Annotated in this window: 18 protein-coding genes; 9 read left to right on the forward strand and 9 right to left on the reverse strand. The window is 60.4% G+C overall.

Features of this window, described 5'->3' with window-relative positions; all coding sequences use genetic code 11:
- Positions 1-136: 136 nt before the first annotated feature.
- On the forward strand, positions 137-904 hold the full coding sequence (locus tag JQR87_RS02170) for an SDR family NAD(P)-dependent oxidoreductase (RefSeq protein ID WP_407293039.1): 768 nt from the start codon (positions 137-139) through the stop codon (positions 902-904).
- The gene (treF, locus tag JQR87_RS02175) at positions 901-2,493 is read left to right on the forward strand and encodes an alpha,alpha-trehalase TreF (protein ID WP_407293037.1); all 1,593 of its coding nucleotides are present in this window, start codon (positions 901-903) and stop codon (positions 2,491-2,493) included. The genes JQR87_RS02170 and treF overlap by 4 nt, the downstream gene beginning before the upstream one ends.
- Before the next feature lie 380 nt (positions 2,494-2,873).
- Here the strand turns inward: treF and JQR87_RS02180 are convergent, their stop codons facing one another.
- From JQR87_RS02180 to JQR87_RS02190, 3 genes are read right to left on the reverse strand one after another with little or no spacing between them, the layout of a single operon-like run.
- Positions 2,874-3,377 (reverse strand): LEA type 2 family protein, encoded by a 504-nt coding sequence (locus JQR87_RS02180; protein WP_407293034.1) that lies wholly within the window; start codon positions 3,375-3,377, stop codon positions 2,874-2,876.
- A gap of 8 nt (positions 3,378-3,385) precedes the next feature.
- Complete coding sequence (locus JQR87_RS02185; RefSeq protein ID WP_407293031.1) at positions 3,386-4,147, reverse strand: slipin family protein; 762 nt, start codon at positions 4,145-4,147, stop codon at positions 3,386-3,388.
- Between the two features lie 3 nt (positions 4,148-4,150).
- Positions 4,151-5,506 carry an NfeD family protein gene (locus JQR87_RS02190; RefSeq protein ID WP_407293029.1) on the reverse strand — a complete coding sequence of 452 codons (1,356 nt, stop codon included), beginning with the start codon at positions 5,504-5,506 and terminating at the stop codon, positions 4,151-4,153.
- Positions 5,507-5,735: 229 nt separating this feature from the next.
- On the opposite strand from JQR87_RS02190, the gene JQR87_RS02195 reads away from it, so the two are divergent.
- The 7 genes from JQR87_RS02195 to JQR87_RS02225 all read left to right on the forward strand — a co-directional run bounded on the left by JQR87_RS02195 (position 5,736) and on the right by JQR87_RS02225 (position 13,667).
- Positions 5,736-6,569, forward strand: coding sequence for an MBL fold metallo-hydrolase (locus JQR87_RS02195; protein ID WP_407293028.1), 834 nt, complete (start codon positions 5,736-5,738; stop codon positions 6,567-6,569).
- Entirely contained in the window at positions 6,569-6,784 is a 216-nt protein-coding gene (locus JQR87_RS02200) for a hypothetical protein (protein ID WP_407293026.1), read from the forward strand. The genes JQR87_RS02195 and JQR87_RS02200 overlap by 1 nt, the downstream gene beginning before the upstream one ends.
- Before the next feature lie 390 nt (positions 6,785-7,174).
- On the forward strand, positions 7,175-7,333 hold the full coding sequence (locus tag JQR87_RS02205) for a YqaE/Pmp3 family membrane protein (protein ID WP_122163549.1): 159 nt from the start codon (positions 7,175-7,177) through the stop codon (positions 7,331-7,333).
- Positions 7,334-7,550: 217 nt separating this feature from the next.
- On the forward strand, positions 7,551-11,048 hold the full coding sequence (locus JQR87_RS02210) for a response regulator (RefSeq protein ID WP_407293023.1): 3,498 nt from the start codon (positions 7,551-7,553) through the stop codon (positions 11,046-11,048).
- 1 nt (position 11,049) lies between these two features.
- On the forward strand, positions 11,050-11,868 hold the full coding sequence (locus tag JQR87_RS02215; protein ID WP_407293021.1) for a CheR family methyltransferase: 819 nt from the start codon (positions 11,050-11,052) through the stop codon (positions 11,866-11,868).
- The gene (locus JQR87_RS02220; protein WP_407293019.1) at positions 11,865-12,467 is read left to right on the forward strand and encodes a chemotaxis protein CheB; all 603 of its coding nucleotides are present in this window, start codon (positions 11,865-11,867) and stop codon (positions 12,465-12,467) included. Before JQR87_RS02215 ends, JQR87_RS02220 begins: the two co-directional genes overlap by 4 nt.
- Before the next feature lie 3 nt (positions 12,468-12,470).
- The gene (locus tag JQR87_RS02225) at positions 12,471-13,667 is read left to right on the forward strand and encodes a hybrid sensor histidine kinase/response regulator (protein WP_407293017.1); all 1,197 of its coding nucleotides are present in this window, start codon (positions 12,471-12,473) and stop codon (positions 13,665-13,667) included.
- Between the two features lie 18 nt (positions 13,668-13,685).
- Here JQR87_RS02225 and JQR87_RS02230 read toward each other — a convergent pair whose 3' ends face one another.
- The 6 genes from JQR87_RS02230 to JQR87_RS02255 form a co-directional block, all read right to left on the reverse strand.
- Complete coding sequence (locus tag JQR87_RS02230) at positions 13,686-14,339, reverse strand: HAD family hydrolase (RefSeq protein WP_407293015.1); 654 nt, start codon at positions 14,337-14,339, stop codon at positions 13,686-13,688.
- Positions 14,339-15,352 carry an ABC transporter ATP-binding protein gene (locus JQR87_RS02235; protein ID WP_407293012.1) on the reverse strand — a complete coding sequence of 338 codons (1,014 nt, stop codon included), beginning with the start codon at positions 15,350-15,352 and terminating at the stop codon, positions 14,339-14,341. Before JQR87_RS02235 ends, JQR87_RS02230 begins: the two co-directional genes overlap by 1 nt.
- Positions 15,353-15,494: 142 nt before the next feature.
- Positions 15,495-16,304 carry an ABC transporter permease gene (locus tag JQR87_RS02240; RefSeq protein WP_407293011.1) on the reverse strand — a complete coding sequence of 270 codons (810 nt, stop codon included), beginning with the start codon at positions 16,302-16,304 and terminating at the stop codon, positions 15,495-15,497.
- Positions 16,291-17,202: an ABC transporter permease gene (locus tag JQR87_RS02245; protein WP_407293009.1), complete on the reverse strand. Its 912-nt coding sequence runs from the start codon at positions 17,200-17,202 to the stop codon at positions 16,291-16,293. Before JQR87_RS02245 ends, JQR87_RS02240 begins: the two co-directional genes overlap by 14 nt.
- Entirely contained in the window at positions 17,199-18,002 is an 804-nt protein-coding gene (locus JQR87_RS02250; protein WP_407293007.1) for an alkaline phosphatase family protein, read from the reverse strand. The genes JQR87_RS02245 and JQR87_RS02250 overlap by 4 nt, the downstream gene beginning before the upstream one ends.
- A 115-nt stretch (positions 18,003-18,117) precedes the next feature.
- Positions 18,118-19,176: an ABC transporter substrate-binding protein gene (locus JQR87_RS02255; protein WP_407293003.1), complete on the reverse strand. Its 1,059-nt coding sequence runs from the start codon at positions 19,174-19,176 to the stop codon at positions 18,118-18,120.
- Positions 19,177-19,355 lie beyond the last annotated feature (179 nt).

The following is a 19,355-nucleotide window of genomic DNA, read 5'->3' on the forward strand; positions in this document are numbered from 1 at the left end:
CTTGTAGCGGCCCCGTCGGACTGCGCCTGAAGCATTCCGCAAACAGCCCGGGTTGAACGCGCTCAGTCGCCGTCCGTCTCACATTCAGACGATTCAGGGTTCGCCACTGCGGCCCGACAGCCACACGAGGTGTTCGATGAAACTGCAGAACAAGGTCGCGCTGGTTACCGGGAGTTCTCAGGGCATCGGCCGCGGCATTGCCGTGCGCCTGGCTCAGGAGGGCGCTGACTTGATCATCAACGGCCGGCACGATGATGACGAAGCCCGTACAACGCTTGACCAGGTGCGTGCCGAGGGCCGTCGTGCCTGTTTTATCGCGGCAGATGTCGGCCAGGTTGCCGAGTGTCAGCGTCTCGTAGAAGAGTCCATCGACAAAATGGGGCGGCTCGACATCCTGGTCAACAACGCCGGCGTGCAGCGGCACAGTCCGTTTCTGGAGGCCAGCGAAGCGGATTACAACCTGGTGCTCAAGGTCAATCTGCAGGGGCCGTTTTTCCTGTCACAGGCCTTTGCCCGCCATGTGCGCGACACCGGCAGGGGCGGTCGCATCATCAACAACAGTTCGGTCCACGAAGACTTGCCCTTCCCGAACTTCACCGGCTACTGCCTCAGCAAGGGTGGCATGAAAATGCTCATGCGCAATTTGGCCATCGAGCTGGCCCCGCTGGGAATCACCGTCAATAACGTTGCACCCGGGGCGATTGAGACACCGATCAATCAGTCGTTGATGAATCAGCCGGAAAAGCTGGCCGGGCTGCTGCAAAACATCCCCGCCAAGCGTCTCGGCCAGCCGCGTGACGTGGCGGGTGCCGTGGCGTTTCTCGCCTCGGACGATGCCGACTACATCACCGGAACTACACTGACTATCGACGGCGGACTGCTATGGAATTACAGCGAGCAATGACCGACACCGACCTTAGCCCTTTCGACTACGACACCCATGCGGTTTCAGCCGCCGATACCCTGACCCCGGCTGATCGTTATCAGGAACTGTTTGTCGCCGTACAGACTCAGCGAGTGTTTGCCGACAGCAAGACCTTCGTCGACTGCGCCCCTCGCCAGCATCCGGAACGCATTCTTGAAGCCTACAGGGCGGAAAGCGACCAGCCCGGCTTCGACCTCAAGGCCTTCGTCTCGGAGCATTTCGAGCTGTACCAGATGCAACCGAAGGAATTCGTCGCCAACCCCGACGACAGCCTGGCCGAGCACATCGACCGGCTCTGGCCGGTGCTGACCCGCCAACCTCGAAAGCACCCCGAGTTCTCTTCGCTGTTGCCCGTCCCCCATCAGTACGTGGTGCCCGGCGGCCGCTTCACTGAAATGTATTACTGGGACTCCTACTTCACCATGCTTGGTCTCGACGAGAGCGGGCACTGCGAGCTGTTGCGGGCGATGGCGGATAATTTCGCCTATCTGATCGATACCTATGGTCATGTGCCCAACGGAAACCGCTCCTACTACCTGAGCCGTTCGCAGCCGCCGGTGTTCGCGCTGATGACCGACCTGTTCGAGGAAACCGGCGTCCATCGCGCCAGTGATTATCTGCCTCAGCTGCTCAAGGAGCATGCATTCTGGACCGAGGGAGGCTCGCTGCTGCGGCCGGGCGAGGCACACCGCCGCTGCGTTTGCCTGGCGGATGGAAGTGTGCTCAATCGCTACTGGGATGAGCGCGACACACCGCGCGAGGAGTCCTATCTGGAGGATGTCGAGACGGCACGGTCCTCTAGCCGACCGGCGCATGAGGTCTACCGCGATCTGCGTGCGGGTGCCGAATCGGGCTGGGACTTCAGCTCGCGCTGGTTGGGCGATCCCAGTCGGTTGTCCAGCATTCGCACCACCCATATCGTGCCGGTGGACCTGAACTGCTTTCTTCTTTATCTAGAGCGTCAGATCGCCCGGCTCAGCGAGATAAAAGGCCGCCACGGCTGTGCAGCGGACTTCCGCCAGCGTGCCGAGACGCGCCGTGCAGCGATTGACCGCTACCTCTGGAACGATGAGCGCGGCGCGTACTTCGACTACGACTGGACGCAGCAGACACTGCGCGACAACCTGACTGCGGCGACGCTGACGCCGCTGTTCGTGCAGGTCGCGAGTGAAGAGCAGGCGGCACGCGTGGCCGATATCGTGCGTGAACGGCTGCTGGCGCCCGGCGGGCTCTCGACCACCGAGATCAGCGGCAGCGGCGAACAGTGGGATCGCCCGAACGGCTGGGCGCCGCTGCAGTGGATCGGCATTCGCGGTCTGCAGCGCTACGGTCACGACGCGCTGGCCCTGCAAATCGAGCAACGCTGGCTGAACATCGTGTCGCACCTGTTCGAAAACGAAAGCAAACTGGTGGAGAAATATGTGCTCAGGCCATGCGTTGAACACGCTGGCGGCGGTGAGTACCCGTTGCAGGATGGTTTCGGCTGGACCAATGGCGTGACGCGCAAGCTCATGCAGCAGGACCCGACGCATGAGGCACACCGTTGTCGGGCTGGACGTTGCCGGTAACGGTACCGTTCATGGCAGCGGTTGTTTCGAAGATCGCCAGCAAGCTGGCTCCTACTGCATGATGCTGTGGCGGATTGATGTGTATTAGCTGCGGGGCGGGCGGCGAGACACCTAACCGAGCCGGCGAAGCCGGCCGGGCCATTGGCGAGCCAGCTCCCCTCTTACGGAAAGGCCAGTGAACTGCCAATGGTGCTGAACAAGACCGTGCTGTTCGTAGGAGCCAGCTTGCTGGCGATCACTGTCCGCCAGTCGCTTGAGCCCAGTCGCCGTCCCCCCGACTGCCCGTCCGGCTAGGATTACCGAACGCTCATTCTTTTGATGATTGCCAGGCCGTCAACCGTCCTTCCTGAGCGAGACAGGCTGCGCCCCGTTATCTAATTTCACGGCCGTCGATAAGGGCTGGGCAACGCACCGGACATGTCCAGGGTGCCTTTCTCGACGAAGCGTTGCGTGCCGAACGCCCTGCCGGCCGCCAGTTTCCCGCGCAGCACGTACGGCACTTCATCCATGCCGATATGCTCGGCCAGGCCCAGCGCTTGCCGTGCGGCAGAGAATGCCGAGATGGTCATTGGCACACTCAATACGGTTTCGCCAAACCGCGGGATGGTGCCGCTTGCGTCGCTGACACCGCTTGCCAGGCTTCGTCCGTTGATCTCCAGTTCGAGGGCCACGCCGTCGTAGTTCAGCGCCATGTCGTTGGGATTCTGCACCCGCAGCTTCACCGCCATGCGCAGCTCCAACCCTTCGCCGGGCAGGGGCTGGATTCCGGCCACCTGGACGTTCAGCGGGTCGCGCTTGAAGAAAGCAGCGCAGGCTGCGAGGGTCAGCATCAGCAGGCAGACCGACAGCAGGCGAACAAGGGGTACGGCTGAGCGCAAGGGCATAGAGGTCTCTACTCAGGTTTCTTGGTGAGGTTGCCCAGGCCTTGTAGCAGCTCCATGGGCAGCGGGAAGACGATGGTCGAGTTCTTGTCGCCGGCGATGTTGCTCAGCGTCTGCATGTAACGCAGTTGCATCGCGCCGGGTTGGCGACCGAGCATCTCGGCCGCCTGCATCAGTTTTTCCGATGCCTGCAGTTCGCCTTCAGCATGAATGACCTTGGCCCGACGCTCGCGTTCCGCCTCGGCCTGACGGGCAATGGCGCGGATCATCGATTCGTCCAGGTCCACGTGCTTGATTTCCACATTGGCGACCTTGATGCCCCAGGCATCGGTCTGGGCGTCCAGTACCTGCTGAATGTCGTTGTTGAGCTGCTCACGCTCGGCCAGCATGTCGTCCAGATCATGCTTGCCAAGCACGGCGCGCAGGGTGGTCTGGGCCAGCTGGCTGGTCGCCGAGTGGTAATCCTCGACCTGGATAATCGCCTTTTCTGCGTCCAGTACTCGGTAATACACCACCGCGTTGACCTTGACCGAGACGTTGTCGCGCGAGATCACGTCCTGGGTCGGTACGTCCAATACCAAGGTACGCAGGTCGACCCGAACCATCTGTTGAATACCGGGGATGATCATGATCAGTCCTGGCCCCTTGACCTTCCAGAAGCGTCCTAGCTGGAACACGACGCCGCGCTCGTATTCGCGCAAGATGCGGAACGTAGAGGCCAGTAGCGCAATCACCAGCACCGCTACGACGATAAAACCCATTTCAAAACCCATGCTTCACCTCTTCTCGGTTGACTGCTCATCGATGGCCGTCACGTCCAGTTTCAAGCCGCGTCTCGCCACCACGCGAACCTGTTGACCTACTCGCAGCGGCGCCGATGCCCCCACTTGCCAGTGCTCGCCGTGCAGCTGCACCCAGCCAGTTGCAGGCTCGCTGGCCTTGATCCCAGTGACGCGGGCCAGCGTACCGATCAGCTCGGCATCGCCGCTGACCACCGGTTGGCGCCGCGCTTTGAGCGCCATGCTGACGATAACGAAGATCAGCAATGCGCTGATGACGGCGAGCGTGCCGATCAGAGCCAGCGGAATGCCGAAACCCGGTACGTCCGTATCGATCAGAATCACCGAGCCGGTGACAAATGCCGCCACGCCGCCCAGGCCGAGCACACCGAAGCTGGGAATGAAGGCCTCGGCGATCATGAACCCGAGACCCAGCAGGATCAGTGCGATGCCGGCGTAGTTGACCGGTAACAGCTGCAACGAAAACAACGCCAGTACCAGGCAGATGCCCCCGATTACGCCACCGCCGCCTGTGCCAGGGTTGGAGAATTCGAAGATCAGGCCGTAGACACCGATCATCATCAGGATCAGCGCCACGCTGGGGTTGGTGATCACTGCCAGCAAGCGCACCCGCCAGTCCGGATCGTGGCGTTCGGCGGCCACGCCAGCAGTCTGCAAGGTTCGAGCGCCTGCAGTGGTCTGGATGGTCTTGCCGTCCAGTTTGGTCAACAGGTCATCCAGATCGGTGGCTAGATAATCCACCACATTCCTTGCCAGCGCCTCACTGGCCGACAGGCTGACCGCTTCGCGCACGGCTTGCTCTGCCCATGCGGCATTGCGCTCGCGTAGCTGTGCCAAGCCGCGGATATAGGCTGCCGCGTCGTTGACCTGTTTGCGTGTCATCGGGTCACCGCTCTGTTTGGCGTCGTTCTCGGCGTCGGGTAGCGGTTCGCCTCCCGTTCCGCCGAGCTGCACCGGTGTGGCAGCGCCCAGGTTAGTGCCAGGCGTCATGGCGGCGATGTGACTGGCGTAGAGCATGTAAGTGCCAGCGCTGGCTGCCCGCGAACCGCTAGGGGTGACATAGGCGGCAATCGGCACCGGGCTTGCGAGCATCTCCTTAATGATGCCGCGCATCGAAATGTCCAGCCCGCCGGGTGTGTCGAGTTCCAGCACGACCAGCTGGGCCTCGGCATCCTGGGCTCGCTGGATTCCCCGAATAACATAGTCGGCGCTGGCTGGACCGATGACCCCATCGACACGCAGCACCATGATCGGGCCGGCTCCATGGCTGGCGCCTGCGAAGGCCAGCAACAGCATCAGCCAGAGGAGGCGTGGGACGGCGTAACGGCACATTGAACGTGACCTCGCGTTTTCGGCCGGGAGGGATTGCTACAGTTCTAGGAGGATAGTTCAGCCTGTCGGAGGTTCCCTGCGGAGCCGATAATGGCTCATGTCATCGGTGAAGGGGCGGCGCGCCTGAACTCTGCAACGCTGCTGGGCCTCACACTGGTACGAGGCAGAATTTCCGGGGCGACAACGTAGCCTGATCGTTGGCGATATTCCCGGTCCCGAGGAGGTTTGTATGCGCGTCCATCATCTCAACTGCGGCTGCATGTGCCCAGTAGGTGGCAAGCTGTTCGACGGCTTCAGCGCCGGGCTTACCGCGAGCCTGGTCTGCCATTGTCTTTTGATAGAGACCGACACGCACGGGCTGGTGCTGGTGGATACCGGCTTTGGCAGTTGTGACGTACTGGAACCGCGCAAGCGCCTCAGCGGCTTTTTCATCGCCTTTAACAACATCAAGTTCGAGCGTCGCTTCACCGCGCTGGAACAGGTGCGCCACCTCGGCTTCAGCCCTGACGACGTGCAACACATCGTATTGACGCACCTGGATTTCGACCATGCCGGTGGGCTGGAAGACTTTCCGAACGCCCAGGTTCATGTTCTGCAGCGTGAGATGGACGCGGCGCGCTCCACCCACAGTTTTCTCGGCCACCGTCGCTATCGTCATCAACAGTGGGACGAGGTGCGTAACTGGCAGTTCTACGAGCCAGGCGGAGATACCTGGTTCGGCTTCCAGGCGGTGCGTGAGCTGCGTGGCCTGCCGCCCGAAATCCTGCTCATTCCATTGACGGGACATACACACGGTCATGCTGGCGTTGCGTTGCAGACCGACAGCGGCTGGTTGCTGCACGCCGGTGACGCCTATTTCTACCGAGACGAGGTTGGTCAGACCGAGCGTCACTGCACGCCGGGGCTGCGTTTGTACCAGCGAATGATGGAGGTGGATCGACCGGCCCGCCTGTCCAATCAGCATCGCTTGTGGACCCTGTCGTTGGAGCACAAGGATGACGTGACGTTGTTCTGCAGCCATGATGCCAAGGAATTGGAGCGCATGCGGGCGGGGGCGGTTTGATGGGGCGGCAGGACGAGGACCGTTTAAGCGGCGCAGTGCGAACAATGATGGGTTATGTGCGGTGGGTCGGTTTTATCGCTTGTTCGTTGGCGGCTTTGGGATACGCGGCCATCGGCAACTACAACATGACAGGGTTGATGCTGGCGCTGGCCGTGCTGTCATGGGTCAACATCAGGCGCAAGCGCAACAGGCCCGAAACACCGGGTCGTTCTTAGCTTCGCGCTCCGGCGAGTCGAACCTCATCTTCGACCTTCCGCGTATGGCCGCGGCCGAGTGCATTTGCGATAGTCCGCCCGCCGAAGCGATATTGCTTGGCGTTGCGCACGGCTCACAAGGCAGGCGGCATCGACGCATCCAGCTGGCCCCCATTACAAGGCCAGCCGCGTTCTCTCTCGTTCGCACCTCTCAGGTGCCCCTGGCGACTCAAACGGTCGCTAACGGATCCTTGCAATGGCGCCCGTCTCGGTTGCGGTTGCGCCATTGATACAGCCGGGCAACATGGCCCGGCCAGTGTCCGGATTCCCGCCAAAAGGAACCCCTTTCCGGCTATTCGGTCGATTTACAGTAGGCCTACTGGCCAAAAACCAGACCTAAGGGGAACCACGATGGACTTGATCCGCATCATCATCGCGATATTGCTGCCGCCGCTGGGGGTCTTCCTGCAAGTCGGCCTGGGTGGCGCCTTTTGGCTGAACATACTGTTGACCTTGCTGGGCTATATCCCAGGCATCATTCACGCCGTCTGGGTGATCGCTCGCCGCTGACCAGCGTTATATCGAACCAGAAGCCTGGCCATTCGGCCGGGCTTTTTTGTGCTTGCAAGCGAGGCGGTGTAAAGTCCCCGGCTGACTTGCTTGCGTGAGCGGCTATTTCACGCGATTCACCTTGAACGTGTCGGGATCAGTGCATGGCTTAATACCCTGCATTGGTCCGCGTACTGCTGTGGGTGCCTGCCATTGGCGCACCCGGGAAGGAAACCAGATGGGCGATACATTCATCGATCAGAACCACTTCAAGCGCATCCTCAACCGCAACGTGGCGGTGCCCCTTGGTTTTGGTTTTCTCAGTGCGTTCTTCTTCAGTGCCATCGTCTACTTTCTGCTCAACGTCAGTCACTGGGTCGAGCGCTCCGTCGTAGGCGTTGCTTACGCTCACGACATGCTGAAAGTGATGGGTGATCTTGAAGCCTCGATGCGTGGCTACCTGATCGCCGGAGAGGATGTCTTTCTTGAACCTTACCGCAGTGCGCTCCCCGTTTATGACCGCCAGCTGGAGCAGATGGCAGAGTATGCAGGTCATGATCCGGTACAGCTGAATCGGGTCGAACGCATCGCTCGGCTGCATGACAATTGGGTCGCCTTTGCCGAAGAAGCGATCGAACGCCGGGCCCGAAACGAGCCGATCGTGGAGTACGTGCGCAGCAAGAACGGCTTGGAACTCAAGGAGGAGCAGCGTCGGCTGCTCAACGAATTCATCGCTTACGAAAGGCAAATCAGAGCCGAACGTACCGATAAAACGGAAGTGATCACCACCGCGTTGATCGGCGGTTTCCTGCTGTTCAGCCTGATTTTCAGCGGGCTGCTGGTCTATTTCGGGCGGCGCGATCTGATCAGTTTGTCCGATAGCTATTCCGAGTCGCTCCAACAGCAACAGACGCATGCCGCCGCACTGGAAAAGCAGGCCTGGTATCGGACCGGCCAGACCCAGCTCAGCGAATCGATGATCGGCGAGCAGGCGTTGCCGACGCTGGGCCAGAACGTGCTTGGCTTCCTCGCGCGATACATCGGCGTGGTAGTCGGTGCACTCTATGTCACGCAGGACGGCAAGCTGCAGCGAGTCGCTGAGTTCGGCTGGGATCGGGACCGGTTGAATGCCGGCCGCACGCTTGAGTTTGGCGAGGGGTTGGTGGGCCAGGTCGCGTTGGAGCGCCGGGTGATGCAGCTCGACCACCTGCCGCAGGGTTATCTGACTGTCAGCTCTGCGTTGGGTAGCGCCGATGCTAGCTCCGTACTGATCTTCCCGGTGGAAGACAGCGGCATGCTCAACGCCGTATTGGAAGTTGGCTTCCTGCGAGCCTTGCAGGACGAGGACAGCGAGTTGCTGCGGCGGGTCAGCGAGACTATTGGCTCAGCCATCGAGGCCGCGCGCTACCGTCAGAGACTGCAGCGCATGCTGGCGGAGACTCAGCAGCTCAACGAGGAACTGCAGGTGCAGCAGGAAGAGCTGCGCGCGGCCAACGAGGAACTCGAGGAACAGTCCAACGCGCTGCGCGAGTCGCAGGCGCACATGGAAGAGCAGCAGGCCGAGCTCGAACAGACCAACGAGCAGCTTGCAGAGCACTCCGAAGAACTCGCGCGTCAGCGCGACGAGATGGACCGCAAGAACAATCGCCTGCATGAAGTGCAGTTGATGCTGGAAGAGCGCGCCGAGGAACTGCAACGCGCCAGCCGTTACAAATCCGAGTTTCTGGCCAACATGTCCCACGAGCTGCGCACGCCGCTGAACAGCTCGCTGATTCTTGCCAAACTGCTCGCGGACAACCCTGACGGGAATTTGCATGAGGGCCAAGTGCAGTTCGCCCGCTCGATCTATTCCGCCGGCAACGACCTGCTCAACCTGATCAACGACATTCTGGATATTTCGAAAGTCGAGGCGGGCAAACTCGACGTTCATCCCGAGCTGGTCGTCCTGACACGGATGGTCGATGGGCTTAAAAGCCTGTTTCTGGCGCAGGCGTTGGAAAAAGCGCTGCAGTTCAACGTCGAGCTTGCCGCCGACCTGCCGCCGAGCCTTTATACCGACCGCCAGCGACTGGAGCAGATTCTCAAGAACCTGCTGTCGAATGCATTCAAGTTCACCGAGAAGGGCTCGGTGGAGCTTCGGGTAACCCGTCATGGCGAGCAGCTCGCTTTCGCCGTGCGGGATTCAGGCATCGGCATCCCAGCCGATCAGCAGGAAGTCATCTTCGAGGCCTTCCGCCAGGCCGACGGCACCACCAACCGCCGCTATGGCGGGACTGGGCTGGGCCTGTCGATTTCCCGAGAGCTGGCTCAGTTGTTGGGCGGCACCATTGAAGTAACCAGCGAACCGGGGGCCGGCAGTCTGTTTACGCTGATCGTTCCGGAGAATTACAGGGCCCCGGTAGACGTTCAGGAAACTGGGGTCTTGCCTGAACTGGAGCCAATCGAAATCCCGTCGTTGCCCGCATCGCTGACACCAATCGCCTCGATGCCGGTGCGGACGCTGGAAGACAGCGAGCAGAGCCTGGCGGACGACCGGGATGGTTTTCCGTTCGATCGTTCGGTGCTAGTGATCGAAGACGAACCGCAATTTGCAGGCATTCTGCGCGATCTGGCACACGAACTGAGGTACAGCTGCCTAATTGCACAAAACGCAGATCACGGATTCGACACAGCTGTGCAGTACCGTCCCGATGCGATCCTGCTGGATATGCGGCTGCCGGATCATTCCGGTCTGACCGTACTCGAACGGCTCAAGGAAAACCCCATCACCCGACACATACCCGTACACATCGTGTCGGTAGAAGACCGCAAGGAAGCCGCGCTGCAAATGGGCGCAATCGGCTACGCAACCAAACCTACCACCCGCGAAGACCTCAAAGCCGTATTCAGCCGCTTCGAGGCGAAGCTGGAGCAGAAGGTCAAACGTATCCTGCTGGTCGAAGACGATGCCCGTCAGCGTGAAAGCGTATCGCGGTTGATCGAGGATGTTGACATTGAGATCACCGCCGTGGAGTTCGGCGAACAGGCCCTAGAGCTGCTGCGTTCCACCGTGTTCGACTGCATGATCATCGATCTCAAGCTGCCGGACATGGACGGCCACGAGTTGCTCGAACGCATGGCGCGTGAAGACATCTGCTCCTTCCCGCCCGTCATTGTCTATACCGGGCGCAACCTGACCCGCGACGAAGAGGGCGCGCTGCTGAAGTATTCGCGTTCAATCATCATCAAGGGCGCACGATCGCCGGAGCGTCTGCTCGACGAGGTCACGCTGTTCCTGCATAAGGTTGAATCCGATATGCCGCCGGAGCGGCAGAAGATGCTCAAAAGTGTCCGCAGCCGTGAGAAGGCGTTCGAAGGCCGCAAGATTCTGGTAGTCGACGACGACGTGCGTAATGTTTTCGCCCTGACCAGCGCACTGGAGCAGAAGGGCGCATTGATCGAGATCGCCCGTAACGGTCACGAGGCCATCGCTCAGTTGCAGAACGTTGGCGACATCGATCTCGTGCTGATGGACATCATGATGCCGGAGATGGACGGATTCACCGCCATGCAGGAGATCCGCAAGGACCCCCGCTTCGCCAAACTGCCGATCATTGCGGTGACCGCCAAGGCGATGAAGGACGATCAGGATCGCTGCCTGCGGTCGGGTGCCAACGATTACCTGGCCAAGCCCATCGATCTGGACCGCCTGTTCTCCTTGATCCGCGTCTGGCTGCCAAAAGTGGAGCTGCTGTGACATGCCGGACCGCAATCAGGCCATCGAGCTGAAGCTGCTGATCGAGGCGATCTACTTGCGCTACAGCTATGATTTCCGTGACTACTCCAGTGCCTCACTCAAGCGCCGCGTGTTGCTGGCGCTCAAGCAGATGGACTGTGACAGTATCTCGGAGCTGCAGCGCCGGATTCTGTACGATCCGCAGGCGTTCATGGAGCTGCTGCAATTCCTCACCATTCCGGTGAGCGAGATGTTCCGCGACCCAAGCTACTATCTGGCGTTGCGTGAGCAAGTGATCCCGGTGCTGCGCACTTATCCGTCGCTAAAGATCTGGGTTGCCGGTTGCAGCACCGGCGAAGAGGTCTACTCAATGGCCATCCTGCTCAAAGAGGAAGGCTTGCTCGATCGCACCATCCTGTATGCCACCGACATCAATCCAAGGTCGCTGGAGCGGGCTCGCCAGGGCATTTTCAACATCGACAACATGCGCCAGTACACCGGCAATTATCAACGTGCCGGCGGCAAGCACAGCCTGAGCGACTACTATACGGCGGGCTATGAGTCGGCAATCATGGATAAGTCCCTGAAGGAGAACGTAACCTTTGCCGATCACAGTCTGGCGACCGATAGCGTCTTCGCCGAAACGCAGTTGATTTCGTGCCGCAACGTGCTGATCTACTTCAACAAGCCGCTGCAGAACCGTGCTTTCGGCCTGTTCTACGACTCGCTCTGCCACCGGGGATTTCTCGGTCTCGGCAGCAAGGAAACCGTTGAATTTTCCGGCTATGCCGAACAGTTCGAGGCGTTCGACAAGCCGGAAAGGGTGTTCCGCAAACTATGACACTCTCTGCCGCTGATGCCTTTTCCAAACCGCCTGAACGCCCCGTCGATGCCGTGGTAATCGGTGCGTCCGCTGGCGGGTTGGCTGCGCTCAGCGCGTTGGTTAGCGGGTTGCCCCAAGCGTATCGTTTGCCCCTGCTGATGGTTCAGCACGTACCGCCAACCGGGCCGACGCAGCTGGTGGAGATTTTCCAGCGCAAGACCGAGCTGGCGGTGAAGGAGGCGGGCGACAAGGAGCCCGTTCTTGGTGGCACGCTCTACTTCGCAGCGCCGGGTTACCACCTTCTGGTCGAGGCAGACCTGAGCTTGTCGCTTAGCCAGGACGATGCGATGCATTTCTCCAGACCCTCAATCGACGTGCTTTTCGAGTCGGCGGCAGACGTTTGGGGCGAGCGTGTCGCCGGCATTCTGCTGACCGGTGCCAACGAGGACGGTGCCGCCGGCCTTGAGGCGATCCAGCAGGCCGGCGGCCTCACCATAGTCCAGGACCCGGGCGAAGCCGAGGTCCCGACCATGCCACTTGCAGCACTCCAGCGCTTCGCGCCGGATTATATTTTGCCCTTGCGCGATATCCATCGACTGTTGCGTGAACTGGAGTGACCCATGCTCGACCACACCGATGAAGCAAACCTGCTGATAGTCGATGACTTGCCGGAGAACCTGCTGGCCCTGGATGCGCTGCTGAAAGGCCCAGGCATCCGGGTATACCAGGCTGAGTCGGCTGAGCAGGCACTCGAGTTGCTGCTTCGCCATGAGTTCGCGCTGGCCATACTCGACGTTCAGATGCCTGGCATGGACGGTTTTCAGCTGGCCGAGCTTATGCGTGGTACCGAACGCACCAAGCAGATCCCGATTGTTTTTGTCAGCGCCGCCGGGCGCGAGCTCAACTACGCGTTCAAGGGCTACGAAAGCGGCGCCGTCGATTTCATGCAGAAGCCCCTGGATACCCACGCAGTGCGCAGCAAGGTCAGCGTGTTCGTCGACCTGTACCGCAATCGCAAGCGCCTGGCACGTCAGCTTGAACAACTCGAGCGCAGCCGCCGCGAACAGGAAGTGCTCCTAGACGAGCTGCGCAGCACCAAGGCCGAGCTGGAGAATGCGGTGCGGATGCGCGACGACTTCATGTCGATCGTATCTCATGAGCTGAAAACGCCACTCAACACCCTCATCCTTGAGGTGCAATTGCGCAAGCTGCAGCTTGGCCGAAAGAACGTCGCTGCGTTCAGTGAGGACAAGCTGCGACAGATGGTCGACAAAGATGAACGGCAGGTTCAAAGCCTGATTCGCTTGATTGATGACATGCTCGACGTCTCGCGTATCCGCACAGGCAAACTGTCGATCCGGCCGACGCAGGTGGATCTGGGAAAGCTTGTAGCCAACGTGGTAGAGAATTTCGCGCCTCAGATGGAAGCGAGTGGGTGCGCATTGCTGTTTGAGCACCCCGAACCGGTGATCGGCCTTTGGGACGAGTTTCGTATCGAGCAGGTGCTGGCTAATCTATTGACCAACGCCATGCGTTACGGCGCCGGCAAGCCGGTGCAGGTAAACGTCAGTGTCGCCGCAGCGGTTGCCTGCATCGAGGTGCGCGACCACGGTATCGGCATTAGCCAGAAGAGCCTGGAGCGAATCTTCTGTCAGTTCGAGCGGGCCGAAGGCAGCGAAAGCAGCGCCGGGCTCGGGCTTGGGTTGTTCATTGCCGAGCAGATCGTCAAGGCGCACAACGGCCGGATTCATGTGGAAAGCGAAGAGGGCAAGGGCGCGCTGTTCCGCGTGCTGCTGCCTCTGAATGCCGAGGCCTGAGTCGGCCCCGGCCGAGACTCAGGTCCAGCTCAGCTGGGGCCAACCCCTGGCATCGGCCTGCTCGCGCAGCAGCGGGTCAGGATTCACCACGTATGGGTGCGCCACGTGTTCGAGCAGCGGCAGATCATTGATCGAGTCCGAGTAGAAATAAGCGCCTTCCAACGATTCGCCGACCGCTCCGGCCCAGTCGCGTAGCCGCGCTACCTTGCCTTCACGGTAGGTCAGTACACCGAGGGTATTGCCGCTGTAGAAGCCGTGCTGCTCCTCCAGCTGTATGGCCAGAACCTCGTCGATCCCGAGCCGTTCGGCGACGGCCTTGACGAGAAACTCAGCCGAAGCGGAAATCACCAGGATGCGGTCCCCGGCCTTGCGATGTTCGGCGATGCAGCGCATGGCGTCGCTGTAGATCAATGGCTCGATCACATCCTCGACAAAGGGGCCAACGACGTGCTCGACCTCTTCGGCTGTCCGACCCACCAGCGGTGCGAGGCTGAACGCCATATAGTCTTCCATCGCCAGCTTGCCGAAGGCGTACTCGGCCATCAGTTTCGCATCCTTAATCAAAAAGGATTCCCCATCCACCCAGCCTATCTTGGCCATCTCACGGGCCCATAGACTGGCGCAGTCGCCGTCGATCAGGGTTTCGTCCAGGTCGAAAATTGCCAATGCCATCAAGCCACCTCGTGAATTGCCGAAGCGTCGATAGTAAGGCTTACTTCGCGGCCATGGGGATAGAGGTCAGCGGGGGAACGGTTGAGCACGTCTACCAATAGCTCAACGTCGCGCGCTTGGACGCGGTAGCGGATCACGTTGCCAAGCAGGCTGTGGCTCTTGATCACGGCGCTGATTCCTGGGGTCGTTCCGGCGTTGCCTTCGGCTGTGCTTAACAGTGCGATGGCTTCTGGCCGGATCGCGACCTGCGCATTGACCGGCCTCTGCAACAGGCGAGCGGCGACATCCGCAGCGAGCAGGTTGTAGTTGCCAATGAAACCTGCCGCGAATGCATTCAGGGGCGAGGTGTACAGCGTTTCGGCATCCGCACTCTGGACGATCCGACCCGCGTTCATCAGCATGATGCGATCAGAAAGCGTCAGCGCTTCCTCCTGATCATGGGTGACGAAGATGGTGGTCAGCCCCAGCTCCTGCTGAATCGTGCGGATTTGTTCGCGCAGGTGCTTGCGGATGCGTGCGTCCAATGCTGACAGCGGTTCGTCGAGCAACAGCAGGCGAGGCCGCGTTACCAGCGAACGCGCCAGAGCCACGCGCTGACATTGGCCACCGGATAGCTGGCTGGGGTAGCGACGGGAGAAGTCGTTAAGCTCGACCATCTCCAGCGCCTCGGTCACGCGCCGGGTGCTTTCGTCCCGTGCAACCTTTTGCATCCGCAGGCCAAAGGCGACGTTCTGTTCCACGGTCATGTTGGGGAACAGCGCGTAGCTCTGGAAGACCATGCCAATCTGTCGCTTCTGCGGGGACAGCGGCACCAAGTCCTCGCCGTCGAGCAGAATCTGGCCGCCATCCACCTCGGTCAGCCCGGCGATGCAGCGCAGCAGCGTCGACTTGCCGCAGCCGGACGGGCCGAGCAGGGTAATCAGCTCGCCTTTGGCAATTTCGCAATCGATATCGCTGAAGACACGCGTGTCACCAAAGGCTTTATGTAAGTTATGAATGCTGAGAAAGCTCATGGTTGCCCTCGGTGGTAAACACGTGTTGTGGCTTGGCGGTTGCGGTGAGCGGAGTTAGGCGGGGACATTCGCAAGCAAGCGCGCTCCTGCAGATCAGGGACTGGCTGCGCGCCCTTGTAGGAGCGTGCTTGCTCGCGAACCCTCACCTCGTATGGCTTCCTTTGTTCCGGTTCATCCTTGTCGCCGCCCAGGTACAAACCAGCACAAAGAAGAAGTAGGAAATCACCAGCGCACTATTGAAATGACCACTGCTGTTTTTCATGTTGTTCAAATACACCTGCAGGGTTTCGTAGCGCGTACCGACCAGCAGGTTCGCAAAGACGAACTCGCCGAATAGGAAAGAAAACGACAGAAACAGCGATACCATCAGGCCCTTGCGCAGATTCGGCAGCACCACCAGAAACGCGGCCTTCCAGGTGCTGGCGCCGAGCAAATGAGCAGCGTCCATCAGGTCTCGCAGGTTGATTGCCTGCAGGTTGTTGCTGATGGCGCGATACATGAACGGCAGGGCGATGGTGAAGTAGGCCCCGATGAGGATCCACGGCGTGCCAACCATCGGCAGCGGCCCCGAGCCATAAAGTTGCAGCAGCCCGACCGAGGACACCACCGGCGGCACCGCGAAGGGCAGCAAAATCAGGATATTCATCAGTCCGTCGAGTTTCGGGAAGTGGTAATGCACCACGAACAGCATCGGCAGGATCAGCGCAGCAGCCAGGGCCAATGCACCCAGGCAAACCAGCAAGGACTGGGCGAAAGCCCGCAGGAAGCGTTCTTCACTCCATAATTGAAGGTACCAGTCGAAGGTCAGGCCGTCCGGCAGGATGGTCGCCGACCAGCTGCTTGAGATTGAATAAAGAAAGGTCGCTGCCAGGGGTAGCAGCAGGATGAGGAACAGCAGCCAGACCACCATCCGATGGTACAGCGCATCGCGACTGGACTCAGCGGTCCGCATGGTAGCTCCTCTTGAGCAGCAGCTGATGCGCCACGGTAATCACTGCCATCAGGCCCACAAGAACCATCGCAAGGGCGCTGGCCATGTTTGCGTCCAGAGAAATATCACCGGAAATCATGGCCGCGATGCGGATCGGCAACACGTTGAAGTTACCGGTGGTGAGGTAGTAAACCGTGGCGTAGGCGCCCAGCGCATTGGCCAATAGGATGACGAAGGTGCCCAACAGTGCCGGGGTCAGTACCGGCAGGCCGATATGGCGCCAATAGCTCCAGGTTCCCGCGCCGAGCAGGGAAGCCGACTCGCGCCAGTCCTCGCGCAGCGCATCGAAGGCGGGGTAGAGCAGCAGCACGCCCAGCGGGATCTGGAAGTAGGTGTAGAGGACTATCAGTCCGGTTTTGGAGTACAGGTTGAAGTCATCGATCAACCCGGCCTGCTTGAGCAGGAGGGTCAGTGCCCCGTTGAAGCCAAGCAGGATGACAAAGGCAAAAGCCAGCGGCACGCCGGCGAAATTGCTGGTCATGTTGGAGAACGCCATGACGAAGTCGCGTAGCTTGGAATCGACCTGACGCAGCGAGTAACTGCCGAGTATCGCAATGACGATACCGAACAGGCTCGACCAGAAGGCGATCTGCAGGCTGTGCTTGATGGCTTGCAGATAAAACTTCGAGCCGAAAATTTTCTGGAAGTTGGCCAGACCCCACCCATCCGCCGTGTTCAGGCTGTTGAGCGCAACCCACAACAGCGGAGCAATCTGAAAGGCGACGAAAAATACCGTGAACGGCAACAGGCAGAGCAGCGCCAGGTGTTTGCCGCGAGCTGGCCTGCGGCCCTCCGCGATCGGAGCGGCATGGTCGCCGATGGCCCCGGTCTTGAGGTTGTTCTCAAGTGGTGCGGTCATTTCAACAGCTCCCGGCACAGCGGTTTATCGTGAGCCGCGCCGAGCAGTCCGCACAGCGTGCCGCACAGCTCGGTCTGTTTTGGCCTTGCGGCTGGGTCAAAGCTGAATGCCGAGCCCAGCACGAACAGCGGCACCTCACGCTCCTCCGGGAGCAGGCCGTTGTGCGAGCGATCGTTGTTCATGCCGTGGTCTGCGGTCACCAGCACCTGATAGTCCTCGTCCAGCCAGCGTTGCAAGGAGTCGGCGAGGAGGATGTCGGCGCGGCGTGCAGCGTTGCGGTACTGGGACGAATCCAGGCCGTGCTTGTGGCCGGCGTCGTCGATGTTCATCGGATGGACGAGCAGGAAGTCCGGGTTATGCCGCAGTCGAAGGCTTTCCGCGTCGGCGAACAAATGCGAATCCGGGTAATGATCTTCGTAGTAGAAGTGTCCGTGCTGAATCGGCAGCTCGGGGGTCTCGCTGTGACGGTCGCGCGCGGCATGAAAGGGTGCGCGGTTGTAAAGCTCGCTGACCCAGTGATAGGCCGCGGCTGCCGTGCTGAGTCCCGCCTCGCGGGCGTAATGGAAAACGCTGCGCTCGTTGGACAGTCTCACCACATCGTTATGTACGATGCCACTGTCAATGGGTGGCACGCCGGTGAGGATGCACTCGTAGAGCGGGCGGGATAGCGCGGGCAGCTCACATTGCAGCCGGTACAGCGCGGCGCGCCCGGCCATGCAGTACGCTTGAAGATGCCCCATCGCATGCTCGGCTACTCCATAGCTCAGGCCGTCGAGCACCACGAGAATGACCTTGCCCATGCTTGCCTTCCCTACCTATCGCTTTTGTAGGAGCGAGCTTGCTCGCGTATAGCCCTGCAGCGTTTCCGACGGCAAGTTCGCTCCTTCAGGCATATGTCATCCAAGACCGCAGCCGTCACTCCATCTCGATGATCACGTTTTCCTGCCATTGCTGCGGCAGTGCCTTGGAGGTCGCTTCCCAGGCTTCGGCGTTCTTGATGGGCTTGACCTTGACGTACTGCTCGTTGGGCAGCAGCTTGGCCTGAACCTCTGCCGGCAAAGTCAGGTGCTCGGCGCGAATCGGCCTTGCGTTGCCCTTGGCGAGGTTGATCTGGCCGGCGTCGGAAAGGATGTACTCGCGCGCCAGTTTGGCGGCGTTGGGGTGTTTGGCCCACTTGTTGATGATGGTCGTATACCCAGAAATTACCGAACCATCGGAAGGAATCAGCACTTCGAAGCGGCTAGGGTCGATCTGGTCCCGGTAGGACAGGCCGTTAAAGTCCCAGACAACACCGACTTCCACTTCGCCACGCTCCAGCGTCTGGATCGTCGGGTTCAACAAGGACAGGCGGCCCTGCTTGGCGATCTCGGCGAAATAATCCAGGCCCGGCTGGATGTTCGTTTCGTCGCCCCCGTTGGCGATGGCGGCTGCCAGCACGCCGTTTACAGCCTGCGCGGCTGCGCTGACGTCACCGATAGCGACCTTGTACTTTCCCTCCTTGAGCTCGGTCCAGGAGGTCGGCGCCTTGTCCACCAGCTGCTTGTTGACGATGAAGGCAATCGAGCCGGTGTATGCCAGCATCCAATGACCATCCTTGTCCTTGGCCCACACCGGGATCTGCTCCCAGGTGGTCGGCTTATAGGGTTGCGTCACGCCCTGCTGTACAGCGATCGGCCCAAATGCCGCGCCGACGTCACCGATATCGGCCGTTGCGTTGTCTTTCTCGGCGGCAAACTTGGCAATTTCCTGGGCCGAACTCATGTCGGTATCCATGTGTTTGACGCCGTATTTCTTCTCCAGATCCTGCCAGGTGTCCTTCCAGTTGGCCCAGCTGTCCGGCATCCCGACACTGTTGACCTCACCTTCTGCGCGAGCCGCCTCTTCAAGGCTTTTCAGGTCCGTTTGAGCAGCGTTCGCCGATGTCGCCACGGCGATTGCCGATCCCAGCAGTGAAGCCAGCAGCAGTCGTCTCATCAGAAGCTCCTTACGCAGGTCAGTTGGTCTAGTTCAGCAAGACTGAAACCAATCTAGGGCAGGCAAATGACATTTTGATGTCGTTGGCTCCGCCGTCGCTATCCAAGAGCGACACTGCTACAAGAGAGGCATGGCAAGGCCCGTTCAGGCTGGGCGCCTTGCCTGGCGCCGCTTCGATT

The sequence above is a fragment of the Stutzerimonas stutzeri genome, assembly GCF_051028275.1.
GTDB lineage: Bacteria > Pseudomonadota > Gammaproteobacteria > Pseudomonadales > Pseudomonadaceae > Stutzerimonas > Stutzerimonas stutzeri_AS.

What these genes read in the sequence shown, in the direction of transcription:
- JQR87_RS02170 (WP_407293039.1), top strand. Translation starts at nt 137, where the DNA reads ATGAAACTGCAGAACAAGGTCGCGCTGGTTACCGGGAGTTCTCAGGGC.
- treF (WP_407293037.1), top strand. Translation starts at nt 901, where the DNA reads ATGACCGACACCGACCTTAGCCCTTTCGACTACGACACCCATGCGGTT.
- JQR87_RS02180 (WP_407293034.1), bottom strand. Translation starts at nt 3,377, where the DNA reads ATGCCCTTGCGCTCAGCCGTACCCCTTGTTCGCCTGCTGTCGGTCTGC.
- JQR87_RS02185 (WP_407293031.1), bottom strand. Translation starts at nt 4,147, where the DNA reads ATGGGTTTTGAAATGGGTTTTATCGTCGTAGCGGTGCTGGTGATTGCG.
- JQR87_RS02190 (WP_407293029.1), bottom strand. Translation starts at nt 5,506, where the DNA reads ATGTGCCGTTACGCCGTCCCACGCCTCCTCTGGCTGATGCTGTTGCTG.
- JQR87_RS02195 (WP_407293028.1), top strand. Translation starts at nt 5,736, where the DNA reads ATGCGCGTCCATCATCTCAACTGCGGCTGCATGTGCCCAGTAGGTGGC.
- JQR87_RS02200 (WP_407293026.1), top strand. Translation starts at nt 6,569, where the DNA reads ATGGGGCGGCAGGACGAGGACCGTTTAAGCGGCGCAGTGCGAACAATG.
- JQR87_RS02205 (WP_122163549.1), top strand. Translation starts at nt 7,175, where the DNA reads ATGGACTTGATCCGCATCATCATCGCGATATTGCTGCCGCCGCTGGGG.
- JQR87_RS02210 (WP_407293023.1), top strand. Translation starts at nt 7,551, where the DNA reads ATGGGCGATACATTCATCGATCAGAACCACTTCAAGCGCATCCTCAAC.
- JQR87_RS02215 (WP_407293021.1), top strand. Translation starts at nt 11,050, where the DNA reads ATGCCGGACCGCAATCAGGCCATCGAGCTGAAGCTGCTGATCGAGGCG.
- JQR87_RS02220 (WP_407293019.1), top strand. Translation starts at nt 11,865, where the DNA reads ATGACACTCTCTGCCGCTGATGCCTTTTCCAAACCGCCTGAACGCCCC.
- JQR87_RS02225 (WP_407293017.1), top strand. Translation starts at nt 12,471, where the DNA reads ATGCTCGACCACACCGATGAAGCAAACCTGCTGATAGTCGATGACTTG.
- JQR87_RS02230 (WP_407293015.1), bottom strand. Translation starts at nt 14,339, where the DNA reads ATGGCATTGGCAATTTTCGACCTGGACGAAACCCTGATCGACGGCGAC.
- JQR87_RS02235 (WP_407293012.1), bottom strand. Translation starts at nt 15,352, where the DNA reads ATGAGCTTTCTCAGCATTCATAACTTACATAAAGCCTTTGGTGACACG.
- JQR87_RS02240 (WP_407293011.1), bottom strand. Translation starts at nt 16,304, where the DNA reads ATGCGGACCGCTGAGTCCAGTCGCGATGCGCTGTACCATCGGATGGTG.
- JQR87_RS02245 (WP_407293009.1), bottom strand. Translation starts at nt 17,202, where the DNA reads ATGACCGCACCACTTGAGAACAACCTCAAGACCGGGGCCATCGGCGAC.
- JQR87_RS02250 (WP_407293007.1), bottom strand. Translation starts at nt 18,002, where the DNA reads ATGGGCAAGGTCATTCTCGTGGTGCTCGACGGCCTGAGCTATGGAGTA.
- JQR87_RS02255 (WP_407293003.1), bottom strand. Translation starts at nt 19,176, where the DNA reads ATGAGACGACTGCTGCTGGCTTCACTGCTGGGATCGGCAATCGCCGTG.